The 12,740-nt window shown below is 61.1% G+C and carries 11 protein-coding genes; 6 read left to right on the forward strand and 5 right to left on the reverse strand.

From position 1 onward, the window contains the following. Nucleotides 1-1,111 (reverse strand): class I SAM-dependent rRNA methyltransferase (locus BV106_RS19175; RefSeq protein WP_051946058.1); only part of this gene is annotated, 1,111 nt, incomplete at its 3' end. A 300-nt stretch (nucleotides 1,112-1,411) separates the two neighbouring features. On the opposite strand from BV106_RS19175, the gene BV106_RS19180 reads away from it, so the two are divergent. The 4 genes from BV106_RS19180 (at nucleotide 1,412) to BV106_RS19195 (ending at nucleotide 5,561) form a co-directional block, all read left to right on the forward strand. Next, on the forward strand, nucleotides 1,412-2,356 hold the full coding sequence (locus BV106_RS19180) for a hypothetical protein (protein WP_038167299.1): 945 nt from the start codon (nucleotides 1,412-1,414) through the stop codon (nucleotides 2,354-2,356). Between the two features lie 105 nt (nucleotides 2,357-2,461). After that, the gene (locus BV106_RS19185) at nucleotides 2,462-3,136 is read left to right on the forward strand and encodes a cysteine hydrolase (protein ID WP_038167300.1); all 675 of its coding nucleotides are present in this window, start codon (nucleotides 2,462-2,464) and stop codon (nucleotides 3,134-3,136) included. An 87-nt stretch (nucleotides 3,137-3,223) separates the two neighbouring features. Continuing rightward, entirely contained in the window at nucleotides 3,224-4,822 is a 1,599-nt protein-coding gene (locus BV106_RS19190) for a hypothetical protein (RefSeq protein WP_051946059.1), read from the forward strand. A gap of 364 nt (nucleotides 4,823-5,186) precedes the next feature. Further along, nucleotides 5,187-5,561: a cupin domain-containing protein gene (locus BV106_RS19195; RefSeq protein ID WP_265595850.1), complete on the forward strand. Its 375-nt coding sequence runs from the start codon at nucleotides 5,187-5,189 to the stop codon at nucleotides 5,559-5,561. Between the two features lie 5 nt (nucleotides 5,562-5,566). Here BV106_RS19195 and BV106_RS19200 read toward each other — a convergent pair whose 3' ends face one another. From BV106_RS19200 to BV106_RS19210, 3 genes are read right to left on the reverse strand one after another with little or no spacing between them, the layout of a single operon-like run. Then, nucleotides 5,567-6,811 (reverse strand): sialidase family protein, encoded by a 1,245-nt coding sequence (locus BV106_RS19200; protein ID WP_051946060.1) that lies wholly within the window; start codon nucleotides 6,809-6,811, stop codon nucleotides 5,567-5,569. A 28-nt stretch (nucleotides 6,812-6,839) separates the two neighbouring features. Continuing rightward, nucleotides 6,840-8,255, reverse strand: coding sequence for an MFS transporter (locus BV106_RS19205; RefSeq protein ID WP_038167301.1), 1,416 nt, complete (start codon nucleotides 8,253-8,255; stop codon nucleotides 6,840-6,842). Nucleotides 8,256-8,277: 22 nt separating this feature from the next. Then, complete coding sequence (locus tag BV106_RS19210; RefSeq protein WP_051946062.1) at nucleotides 8,278-9,087, reverse strand: GntR family transcriptional regulator; 810 nt, start codon at nucleotides 9,085-9,087, stop codon at nucleotides 8,278-8,280. 366 nt (nucleotides 9,088-9,453) lie between these two features. Here BV106_RS19210 and BV106_RS19215 point away from each other — a divergent pair, with 366 nt between their 5' ends. Then, nucleotides 9,454-9,909, forward strand: coding sequence for an RNA-binding protein (locus tag BV106_RS19215; RefSeq protein ID WP_038167303.1), 456 nt, complete (start codon nucleotides 9,454-9,456; stop codon nucleotides 9,907-9,909). A 100-nt stretch (nucleotides 9,910-10,009) separates the two neighbouring features. Here the strand turns inward: BV106_RS19215 and BV106_RS19220 are convergent, their stop codons facing one another. Then, on the reverse strand, nucleotides 10,010-10,864 hold the full coding sequence (locus BV106_RS19220) for an IclR family transcriptional regulator (protein WP_051946063.1): 855 nt from the start codon (nucleotides 10,862-10,864) through the stop codon (nucleotides 10,010-10,012). A gap of 107 nt (nucleotides 10,865-10,971) precedes the next feature. Here BV106_RS19220 and BV106_RS19225 point away from each other — a divergent pair. After that, a partial coding sequence (locus BV106_RS19225; protein ID WP_038167304.1) for an FAD-dependent oxidoreductase occupies nucleotides 10,972-12,740 on the forward strand: 1,769 nt, incomplete at its 3' end.

Here is a 12,740-nt window from a genome sequence, read left to right on the forward strand (position 1 = left end):
GGTGATGATGGGGTGGCCAGCGCGCTGGCTGTGCACATCCAGCAGGCGCAGGGAACGTTTTGGCATCCACCGCGGCAGCATTGATCATGGCGCGGAAGTCGCCCGCTCCGACGTGGTGGGAGCAGCTGAAGGTGGAAAGGACGCCGCCGGGCTCCAGCATCTGCAGGGCACGGAGGTGGATCTCCTTGTAGCCACGCAGCGCGTCATGGAGGGACTGCTTGGTCTTGGTGAAGCTCGGCGGATCCAGGATGATGAGATCGTAGGTGTTGCCGTTCTTCTCCGCTGTTTTCAGGAAGTCGAACACGTTCTCCGTGCGCGCGCCGAGGGCGACGCCAGCGGAGCGGGCGTTCTGAAGGGCCATGTTAACGGCGCTCTCGCTGATATCCACCGCGATCACTTCAGAGGCACCGGCGACGGCGCAAGCCTGGGCGAAGCCGCCCTGGTTCGTGAAGCAGTCGAGCACGCGGCGACCCTTGGCGTAGCGGGCCACCTTCGTGTAGTTGTCGAGCTGGTCGAGGTAGAGTCCCGTTTTCTGACCTTCGAAGAGGTCCACCTGGAAGTGGAGCTTGCCCGTCTTGATGGAGAAAGGCTTGGGAGCCGTGCCGTGAAGAAGCTTCTTCTCCAGTTCCAGACCTTCAGCCTTGCGGACCGGGGCGTCGTTACGGGCGATGATGCTCTTGGGCTTGAGGAGCTGCTTGAGGGCATTCGCGATGAGTTCCTCGCGCAAGGACATCGCCATGGTGAGGGTCTGCATCACCAGATGATCGCCGTAGCGGTCCACGATCACACCTGGAAGGCCGTCAGACTCACTCCACACCAAGCGGCAAAGCTCCTGGTCGATCGGGAGTGTTTTGCGGAAGGCGAGCGCGCGCTCGATGCGGCGCACGAAGAACTCCTCATCCAAGTCCTGCCGGCGGAAGGAAAAGCGCCGGGCGACAATCTGTGACTTGGGGTTGTAGATAGCGCTGCCCAAGGACCGTCCTTTGACGTCTCTGAGGGTGACCACATCCCCTGGTTCGGGATTCCCGATGGTTCCTTTGACATCGCTAGCATAGACCCACTCGTGCCCGTGAAAGAGGCGGGAGCGGGGTTGGACGGTAAGAGCTGACATCCCCCATGGTGCAGGGGAACTGGCAATTGTCCAATGGTGATCGCAATCAGGTGGCAATTGGTAGGACGTGGATCTTCCCTGAGGCTGGAATGGGGAGTCCAGGGCAGGTGGGGGTGTTGCAAGTGTCGCTGACTGCAACAGGGTGACTGAAGTTGGGGGTGGGAGTGTTTGTGGTGTTGATGTTGTTAAACGTTCACGGTGAATGAGTTGCGTCTTGGTGTTCAAGGTTGGCATCCCCAGTGCTGAAACATGGCCCGCAGACGTCCGCCGGTTGCGGACCTGCCAACAACAACACTCCCTATGAAAGCATCGACTCCCGTCTGTCTTCGTGCCCTCCTCGCGACCGCGTCGCTCGGGGCCTGTCTGGGTCTCTCCACCCCTGCCGCGGCTGGTGAGCCGTCTGGCAAGGCTCCGGTGGCGGTCATCACGCCTGCGCCTGAGGAACCTTGGGTGCACGCCTTGTTCCAGCTCGACATCTCTGACCACTACATCACGCCTCGCGGTCTGAATGTGGAGAATGAGGGCGTCATCTTCCAGCCGCTGTTCCTGGTGTTCTGGAACCTGTACTCCGACAAGGACGCGGGCTTCCTCACGGATGTGACGCTGACCACCGGGGTGTGGAGTTCCATCCACACGCATGAGTCCGGTGCGGATCCTGGCTACTGGAACGAGTTCGACCCGATTCTGGGGTTGACCTTCAAGTTCGCTGGCGGCTTCACCCTGGACACCACCTTCACTTCCTTCGAGAGCATGGTGGATTCCTACCCGACCTCCACGCACTTCGAAGCCAAGCTGTCCTTTGATGACTCCAAGTATCTGGGCAAGTTCGCTCTGAATCCCTGGATCGCCTTCTGGCAGGAGTTGGATGAGAAAGCCACGGTCGTTTTCGACACCAGCACGTCTGATAGTTCCTTTTACTTCACGATCGGGATCAAACCCTCGTTCAAGCTGAAGAACCTCACGTTTGAGTTCCCGACCTCCATCAACTTGGTGGGCGACGAGTTCTACCAGCAGTTCGACGGCTCCCCTGGCGGCTCCGGATTAGCCGTCTTCTCCACCGGAGTGAAGGTGAGTGTGCCGTTGACCTTTGTGCCCAAGGATCTGGGCTTCTGGACGGCGTATGCCGGGGTGAAATACTACCACCTGGACAACCAGGGCCTCCTGGATGGCAACAGCGTGCTCACGCCCAACGAGCATCGTGAAGACCTCGTCCAGTTCCACGGCGGCATCTCCATCTTCTTCTGAGCCGTCCGGCGCGGCAATTGCTGACTCCATGGCGGGATCACTCCCGCCACACCCGCCGTGGAGCCTTTTTCCCCATCTCATCCTTCCGGACTCTCCATCCAGCCCATGAGCACTCCTTCAGCCAGCATCGACGCGGAACCCTACACCTTCGAACTCAAACCGGACCAGTGTGCCCTGCTGATTATCGATATGCAGAGGGATTTCCTTGAACCCGGCGGTTTCGGCGAGATGTTGGGCAACGATGTCTCGCAGCTCCGCCGGACCATCGAACCCAACAAAGCGCTCCTCGCCGCCTGGCGCGGGGCGGGGCTCCAGGTGCTGCACACCCGGGAAGGGCACCGTCCGGATCTGACGGATCTGCCTCCGGCGAAAAAGGTGCGCGGCAAGAGTGAAAAGACCATTGGTGACCCGGGGCCCATGGGGCGGATCCTCGTGCGCGGCGAGCCGGGGCACGACATCATTGCCGAACTCTATCCGCTGCCGGAGGAGCCCGTTATCGACAAGCCGGGCAAGGGAGCCTTCTTCGCCACGGATCTCCACGCCATCCTCCAGAACAAAGGCATCACCCAGCTGGTGGTGACCGGAGTGACCACGGAGGTGTGTGTCAACACCACCGTGCGGGAGGCCAACGACCGTGGCTACGAGTGCCTGGTGCCGGAGGACTGTGTTGGCTCCTATTTCCCGGAGTTCCAGGAGATGGGGCTTAAGATGATCAAGGCCCAGGGCGGCATCTTTGGCTGGGTCACCAGTTCGCCAGCCATCGTGGCGGCCATTGCCTGACGGCTCCCACGCCTTCTCTGCCAGTTTCGACTCTCTCTCTATCTCCCTCGATCAGCAACGCATCAAACTCAAATAACACCTGCAGTCATGACCACTCCCTCCCTTAGCAAGCCCAAGATATGGGTTCCAGGTGACTGGAATGCCTTTTTCGGATTCGGGACCAACATCCTGGTCAACCTCCTCACTCTCACCGCCCTGTTGCGATATGTCTTAAAGATGCCAGATGAGATCGTCTTTGGCCGCATCCTACCCGCTACGGGGCTGATGCTGTGTCTGAGCACGGTGTACTATGCGTGGCTGGCCTACAAGCTGGCGCTCAAGACTGGGCGATCTGACGTCTGTGCGCTGCCCTCTGGCACCAGCGTGCCGCATATGTTTGTGGTGGTCTTTGTCATCATGCTTCCCATCTCCTTGAAGACGGGGGATCCCATCAAGGGATGGGAGGCGGGCCTCACGTGGGTGTTCATCCAGAGCTTTGTGCTGATGATCGGTGGTTTCATTGCTCCGGTCATTCGCAAGATCACCCCTCGTGCCGCTCTGCTCGGCACGCTGGCGGGTGTGTCCATCAGCTTCATTTCCATGCGCCCGGCGGTGGAGATGTTCATGACACCGATCATCGGGGTGGTGTGCTTTGCCATCATCCTGCTCAGCTGGTTCGGCGGGGTGCGCTACTTCAAAGGCATTCCGGCGGGACTCATCGCCATTGCCGTGGGCAGTCTCATCGCTTGGGGTTCGACACTGTTCGGTGCCAACTACGGTGGCATGAGCCTGGATAAGCTCAGCCAGTCCTTCAGCAGCTTCGGCTTCTCCATCCCGCTGCCAGCCTTTGGCCACATCTTCTCCGGGTTTGAGTTCTTGGGCGTCATCCTCGTGACGGCCATTCCGTTCGGCATCTATGATCTCGTGGAAGCGCTCGACAACGTGGAAAGCGCGGCGGTGGCAGGGGATGAGTTCCCCACGACTCGCGTGCTCACGGCGGACGGGGTGATCAGCCTCATCGGTTGCTGCTTGGGGAACCCCTTCATCAACGCGGTTTACATTGGCCATCCCGGCTGGAAATCGATGGGAGGCCGCATCGGCTATTCGGCTGCCACAGGGGTGGTCGTGATTCTCTTCTGCACCTTTGGGATTGTTTCCTTGATGTCGTCACTCATCCCGATCGTGGCCATCTCGCCGATCCTCCTCTACATCGGCATGCTGATCGGTGCCCAGGCTTTTCAAGAGACGCCCAAGCGCCATGCTCCCGCCATCATTCTGGCACTCACGCCGCATCTCGCGGCCTGGGGCAAGATGCTGATCGACAACAGCCTCGGCGCTGCCGGAACGAATGCGGCCACCGTCGGGCTCGACAAACTGGGCCAGGTGGGCGTGCTGTACCACGGGTTGGAGGTGATGGGCGGTGGAGCCATCCTGAGCGGGGTCATCCTGCCAGCTATCGCGGTGTTCATCATTGACCGCAGCTTCGTCAAGGCGGGTGCCTTTGCGGTGACTGGTGGTGTGCTGACTTTCTTTGGGCTGATGCACGGGGAGAAGATCGGCATCGCCGAATCTCCGGTCATGGCCCTCACTTATCTGTTGGTCGCCGGTGTGCTCTTTGGCTGCGCCAAGTATGCCACGACCGAGCCTCTGCCTGCCGCCCACGGCGAGGAGGAAGAAGAACTTGGGGAGGCAGCCACCCCAGCGTGACCTAGAGACGCGCTGGTAGCGTGGTGCCCATTGCCCCGTTGCCCGGACGCTGCAGCCCCAAGGACCTGTGTGGCTGCAGCGCCCGGTACCGCTTCAGAAGACGATCATCCATTCCTTCTGAGAACCTTTTTCAGTTAGTCAGTCAGTCTAGTTAGTTTGGTTGTGTTGGGTAAGTGCCAATTGCCAGAAGGCGGTGCTGCATGACAGCCAGTTGCGGATGTGAGCCCGCAGCAGGCCAATGCAAATCCGCTTTCTGGCCTTTTCGTGACGGTGTGTCCTGGCGTTGCAGGCTGGGATCCCGGAGGCGAAAATGAGGCGCAACCTGACCCAACCCTACAGTGCCATTCAAACCCTCTTTGCACGCGTGATTCCTTCCGCTTCTCCTCCCCCTTTTCCTCTCGTCGAACTACCAGACCTGTTTAACATTGCCCAGCATCCTGATTCGCTGCCTTGGAAGCCCTTTAAGGATGGCGTGGAAATTCACCGTCTCTATGGGGACGGTATCACCGGGCCTACTGCCGCCTTGCTGAGGTTTCGCAAGGCGGCCCATATTCCTGCTCATGTGCATGAAGGCTACGAGCACATCCTGGTGCTGGCCGGCAGCCAGTGGGATCATCAGGGGAAGATTGAAGCAGGCACCCTCCGGATTCACCCGCCCGGCACCAGTCACGAAGTGAGAAGCGATGCGGGCTGCATCGTCTTGGCCATCTACGAGAAGCCGGTCAGGTTCCTGGATTGATAGCACTATTCCTTCGGTGGCTTGGGGGCATCCTTCTTGGGCTTCTCTGGTGCGATGCCAGTGGCTTGATTCACGAGCACCTGAAGGCGGGTTTTGTCCGAAGGTTTGGTTTGGGCCACGTCGCCTTCAGTGAACTCTGCCATGAGGATCTGCTTGGCCTTCGTGCGGTCGTAGTCGTAGATGATGCGAATGACGCCGTCCTTGTCCTGCGCCCCATCGGGGTAGGAGACGCCTTTGCGTTCATCCAGAAGCAGCCCACCTGTCCAGGTGCGTCCGTCATCCTCACTGAGGAAGGCGGTGAGATGGGAACGGGTTTTCATGTCGGGCGGATTGTGCCGTACAAGCAGGAGTTTGCCCGAGTTGAGCCGACGGATGAAGAAGCGGGAATTGACGTGGGGAATGGAAGAGGGACTGCCCGGGGTCCAGGTCTTGCCGCCATCGGTGGAGATGCTTTCCGCAATGCCTGCCTTGGTGCGAAGCAGCATCCACAGGCTGCCATCCTTGCGCTGCACCACCATGTGCTCGTCGAAGGTGTTGGTAGGTGCTTTGGTTTTCCCCTGTACGGCGAAGGTCTTTCCCTGGTCATGGGAAACTACCACCTGGGCTCCGTTTTCCTCCGGCAGGGGATGCTGATGTTCCGGCCGGGTGCGCTTGTCGGGAGGCATGTCCCACATGGAGACGGGCAGCATCCAGGTGCCGTCTGCCAGGACGGTGGGCTTGTTCATCATGATGCCGTGGCAGAGTCGCCGGGGTGCAGACCACCTGGGAGTGGCATCGCCGGGGTTTTCGGTCACCACGGCCCACACGCCGGATCTCCCATCCCACCAGTGGCTGGACTGTGCCCAGAAGAGCCAGAGTCTGCCTTGGGGGTCCTGCCAGAAGGCGGGGTCGTAGGCCCGTACGTCGCCCGGGGGATCAACAACCACCTGGGGGCCGGACCACGTCCTGCCATCGTCCTGACTGGTGACTGCCACCACGTAGTTTCCTGCGCCTTCGCCCGGTTCATGGGGGCCTCCTGCATACCACAGGGCCCAGAGCCGGCCGTTGTTGGCCCGTTCGATGCCGGGTATCCCCTGGAAGATGCGCGTGGCGTCGGCGTACTCCGCTCCCGGTGCCGTGTTGGGAGGCACCGGCTTGAGACTGTCGTGGATGTCAGAGTCTTGTGCGGCGGCCGAATGAATGCTGCAAGCCAGCAGCAGGCAACCTTGCAGCAGTCGCCGGATGAGGGAGTGGGGGAGGTGCGTTTTCATTGGATTGAGGAAACTCGTCTTTTTCGAATCAGGTGGTCGCGGGGCGTTCTGGCTCAATCGGCTGACACGGATCGATCTTGAACCAGCAGAAAAAGGCCACCGCATAGAGAGCCGCAAAGCTGAAGAAATTGATGTGATAGCCATGCAGCAGGGCGGCGGTGGTCTGCTCGGCGGTCAGGCTTGTGGCGGCGACGCCCAGAGCGGTGGCCTTTGCCGCGATGGTGTGCTCGAGGATCGATCCTGTGATCCAGCCCGCGAGAGCTCCGGCGAGGCCGGCACCCATGTTCATGAAGGCCCCGATGGTGGCAGCGTAACGACCGCCGATGTCCTGGCAGGTCGCCCAGGCGCTGGGCACCGTGAGGTCGGTGCAGAAGGCGGCGAGCGACACCACCACGAAGAAGGTGAACGCATTCGGCACAAAAGGGCAGATGAGGAAGCAGGCGACGCAGGTGCTGTGGCCCACCCAGCCGCAGAGCCGCCGGGCCCGCCGCCGGTCTCCGGTGCGGCGGATGATCGCGTCCGTGATCATGCCGCCGATGAGGCAGCCCAGAGCACCCATGAGCAGGGGACCGCCCTTGTACAACGCGCCCAGCATGCTGCTGTTGGGCAGGCCATACTGCCTCTCCAGGAACTGGGGGAGGTAGGTGATGTTGAAATACCATCCGTAGGCCTGGGTGGCGTACATCAGGCAGAGTATCAGGAAATTCCCATTGGTGATGATGCGACGCCATGGCACCCCGTGGTGGTGCTCGTGATGGTCGTGGCGGTCCTGCCGGATCAATTCAAGTTCTGCCACATTGACTCCCGGATGTTGTTCGGGACGATCGCGAAACCATCTGGTAAAGGCCAGACACCAGAGGATGCCCACGACACCGAACACGCAGAACGCGCCCCGCCAACCCAGAACGGCAGGGGTGAAGCTGGTCCCCACTACCAGAAGCGTCCACAGGAATGGCGTGGCACCTCCCATGAGTTTCCCAAAGAACCACACCAGCCCCTGGCCACGGCCCCGCTCCTGAAGTGGCAGCCAGTTGTGCAGGGCCCGGGTGATATTCGGGTAAGCACCGGCTTCGCCCATGCCGAAGAGAAGTCTCACGGTAACGAGGAATCCCAGCCCCAGAGTCACGGACCCCCACTGCAATCCAGCGGCTGCCGTCAATACCGTGAACCCAGACCACCATAGGACGATGCGCATCAGAGCCCGCCTTGGGCCGTGGACATCACCCATCCATCCGGTGGGCACCTCAAACAGTGCGTAGGCCAGGGCAAAGGCGGTGAAAGCCCATTTCAGATCTGCCACACTCTGAAGATTGAGAGCCTTGACGAGATCGCCAGCCGCTGAGGCGATGGCGACCCGGTCCAGGTAGGTGATCATGGAGAGGGCGCAGGCAAAAAGCAGGACGCCACGGCGGACTCGGGTGGGGGAACGGGGGATGGAAGACACTGGAAGGAGAGGGGCGATGGGGTCAGCGGGCTGGACTGCGGAGCTCCGCGATCAGGGCGGAGACCGCATGGGTCAGGACGGGAGTGGGGCCGTCATGCGGCAGGGGGGAGACCGGACCGGCATCATAGGCTTCCAACGCCGCCTCCATACTGGCTTGCATGTGGGCCTCTAGCCACCGTTGGGCGGCGGCCGCGTCCCGCTGGCGAACGGCTCTCGCCACCCGGGCGTGATGTCGCCAGACCCAGGCAACGTGATGAAGATCGCGCTGATGGCTGCGGCACCCGAAGATGGCGCTCCGCAGATTGACGTCGCCAAAGATGGTCATCGCCTTGCGGTTGTCGGCTGCCTTGAGAAGCAGCAGGTGAAAGGCCAGGTCAGCATCCAGATAGCTGCGCAGGCTCTCTCCTGAGAGGATGGTCTCACCCGATTTCCGGAACTCCTGTATGGCCGCGAGCATGTCATCGCAGCGCTTCTGCAACTCCAGGATTTGGGAGGGCTTCATCCGCCTCGTGGCCTTGCGGACGGCAAAACTCTCGATGGCCATTCTCACTTCGTAGGCCTCGACGATTTCCGCCCGCTTGGGCACAGCGACATAGGTGCCACTGGAAGGGATCTGCGTCAGGACGCCTTCGGTCTCCATCCGGCGGATCGCCTCTCTCACGGGGGTCCGGCTCATGCCGAGCTCCTCCGCGAGCCGGGCCTCGGAAATCTTCTCTCCAGAAGACAAGGCTCCCCGCCAGAGTTTCTCCTGCAGATGCTCGTAAGCGAGCTGGGCCAGCTTGGCGGGAGTAGGGGGAGTGTCGCCCTTCCTAGAGGTGATATGCTGGACCATTAAACCGGTATACTGGTTTTGCTCCAACGAGTCAACTGGACTCAGGTGCCTGTGATGCGAGGGCGATCGAAGCTCGTGAGAGGCGAGAGAGGGGAGGTTTTTCTGAGGACTGGATAACAAAAGGAGGGGTGTCCTGAGGGTTCTGGCCGCTATTTGAGCTTGGGGATGAACACTTTTCGCTGAATAGCAAAACTTCCTGTTTCCATTTTAAGGAAGCTGTGATACTTTTCAGCCTCTAGCGAGAACACCTGTCCAATTCAAGGCATGGCAGGTCATCAGGTGAGTCTTTGTATTCAGTGGTGATTTGAAACCCGACGGTCGGGAACAGTCGAAGATGCAGCAGTCGGTCCGAGCAGATGGTACAAGATGAATACGAAGATGTATGTTGGCAACCTGGCCTGGAGCGCCACGGAGCAAGATGTCCGTGAACTTTTCTCCCAGTACGGCACGGTGACGGAAGTTAGCCTTCCGACGGATCGTGACACGGGTCGCCCGCGTGGCTTTGCCTTTGTGGCAATGGACACGAAGGAAGGCATGGACGCCGCTATCAAGGGTCTTAACGGCCTTGAGTGGATGGGCCGTGCGCTGACCGTGAACGAGGCTCGCCCTCGTGAAGAGCGCCCCTCCTACTCCGGTGGTGGTGGCGGTGGCTACGGTGGTGGTGGTGGCGGCGGCCGCAAGGGCGGTGGCGGCGGCTACGGCGGTGGTGGTGGTGGCGGCGGTTACGGCGGCGGCGGCGGTGGCCGTGGCGATCGTCGTGGCAGCGGCGGCGGTGGTGGTGGTTACGGCGGCGGCGGTGGCCGTGGCGGTGATCGCTGGTAATCACACCGGTGCCTTGCCAGCCCTAGGCTGAGCACAAGATTTTGGGTGATGCTCCTCGGAGCATCACCCTTTTCATTTTTGGGGTGGTCTGGTTGTCCACTCAGGAGGGCGGCGGGGTGCCTCCGAGCCGGCTTGTGAGCCGGGCAGCATGTTCTCTGACCGCCTCTGCAGCATGCACGAGTGCGGCGGGCGAGAGCCGGTCCACGGGGCCACTGATCCACAGGGCGGCAATGGGATGGCCATGGTGGTCGAATACAGGTGCCGCGGCACAGCGGAAGGACTCGCTTTCCTCTCCTTCGTCCAGTGCATAACCGACTCTCCGCACCTCTCGCAGTGCCTTGGCATAGCCTGCTGCGGTGGTGATCGTGTGGGAGGTGAAACGCGCAAAGGTGAAGTGCGGCTCCAAGCGGGCCAGGGCAGTGGGATCTAGATGGGCCAGCATGGCCTTGGCTGGGGCGGCAGAATGGAGGGGAAAGGCGTGCCCCAGCTCGACAACCACCTTCACTGGGTGAAGGGAGGGAATCTGGTCCAGGACCACTCCATGGCTTCCCGCCAGCGTGCCGATCAAGGCGGTTTCCCCTGTGGTGTTGCGTAGGGAGGCCAAGACCACAGCTGATGCCTGCAGGAGGCGATCCCCGCCCAGGCCGGAGTGGCCCAGCGCCAGCATCTTGCGGCTCATGCGGTAGGATTTGCTTTCCTCATCTCTCTCCACGTAGCCACGGAGGGTCAGGGTGGAGGCAATCCTGAATACCGTGTTTTTTGGGATCTTCAGTTCCTCAGTGAGTTCGGTGAGGGTCATGCCCCCTGGCTGGCGGGCCAGCAGTTCGATGAAATCGAGGGTCCGGTCGAGAATGGGCACCCGGTAGCGGGAAAGTGGTGCCAGTGATGGTTCCTTCTTCTGAAGGGGACTGCTGGTTGCTGACGAGCTCGTTTTCCGCTGACGTCCGGTTCGCATGCTGTTTTATATCGCAAACTCTGTTTGAAATGACAAACAGAATGATAGAGCCGCTTCGGTGAGGCTGTTTTGCTGAAGTCGTGCCCAACCCGAAATTCGTCTTCGCAATGGTTTCATTTCGTTTGCCTTCATTTCTGGCTCTATTCGCGGGTGTCGCCGCATGGAGCCCTCTCAGTCACGCGGCCGATCTGGATGCGGACCTCCTCATCGTGGGAGGCAATGAATCTGCATGTGCGGCCGCTGTGCAGGCGGCCCGGCTGGGAGTGAAGCGGGTGGTGCTGGTGAATGACATCAAGTGGTTGGGTGGGCAGTTCAGTGCAGAGGGGGTAGGCTGTCTGGATGAGTGGACGATGGTGGAGGGCCGGCGGGTCAACTTCCCGCGAAGCGGATTGTTTCTGGAGGTGGTCCGAAGCATCCGAGCTTACAACAGCGCGAGATATGGGAAGGCCACGCCAGGGAATGCGTTTTGTGGGACGGACACGATCGAGCCAGCGGCGGCCGCAGAATTGTTTGAAGGACTGGTGAGGCCCCATGTGCAAAGCGGCGTGCTGCGAATCGAGCGAGGTTGGGAGCCTGTCAAAGTGGAGGTGCAGAACGGGGCGGTGACGGGTGTGGAATTCGGGCCGGCAGAAGGGGGCGGCAATCGTCTGCGCATCACTGCGAAGTTGACTCTGGATGCCAGCGATTGGGGGGATGTGATCCGGCTGAGCGGGGCCAGGTACGGTGCGGGCCCTGATCTGAAGTCCCGCTTCGGGGAGGCCAGCGCTCCTGAGACCTTTGACGAAGCGGGGGTTCAGGAAATGAATCCACTCTCCTGGTGTGTGGTGCTTCGTGAAACGGGTGGGCGGCCGGCGGTGATCCCGCGCCCGCCAGCTTATGACGCACGCTCTTTCGCTGCTTTGGACAAGCTGGCGCCCTGGGTGGACAGCGACATGAGCGCGGGCATGTATTCGCCCAGTGGCAACAGTCCGTACACCCACCGCAGGCTGGTGGACCGGTGGCACAATGGGTTCCCTGCAGGGACGGAGGCGACGTTCCTGAACTATCCCGTCCAGGACTATCCTCTCTGCCAGCTGCCTCAGCAGGTGGCGGAGGCGCTGGAGCGGAGCGAGCCGGGGGCATCAAAGAAGAACATCGTCGATCTCTCACCTGCCCAGCGGCGGATCATCTTCGAGGATGCCAAACAGCATACCCTGGGCGTGGTGCATCATCTCCAGACTGCGGTGCATGACCGGGTGGGGGACTTTCCCCAGTCGTTCCGGTACATGGAGCTTACTGATGAATTCGGCACCCCGGACCGGCTGCCGCCCAAGCCTTACGTCCGGGAGGGATTGAGGCTGGAGGCCCTCTGCATGCTGCGTGAGCAGGACATCCGCACGGCTGAAAAGGAGCCGAAATGGGCGCGAGTGCTGCCGACGGATGGAGTGTTCGGGTTCCAGTTCAACATCGACTTTCATCCCACCAGGAGAAAGTACCTGACCGGTGATCGCAACGGTCCCTGGCAGTTTGTGCACACCCCTACCCGGGGCTGGCATACGGACACGGACCGGGCCTTGTTTCCTCTGCGCGGTTTGATCCCTGTCACGATGGATGGGCTGATCGGAGGCGGGAAGAACATTGGAGCAAGCAGCGTGGTGCAATCGGCGCTCCGGCTCCATGGGCAGATGATGCATGTGGGGCAGACGGGGGCGACGCTGGCCTGGATGTCTCTGCGGAACGGGGTGCAGCCACGTGCAACCGTCGGAGACCTTGCCAGGGTCCGGGAGCTTCAGTCCCGGCTGGTGAAGGGCTGTGGAGGGCCCGGCATCTTGATCTGGCCGTGGCATGACCTTGATCCCGATGATCTGCATTTCGAGGCGGCCAATGCCCTGGCGCT

It is taken from the genome of Verrucomicrobium sp. BvORR106, assembly GCF_000739655.1.
In the GTDB taxonomy this organism is placed as follows: Bacteria; Verrucomicrobiota; Verrucomicrobiia; order Verrucomicrobiales; family Verrucomicrobiaceae; genus Verrucomicrobium.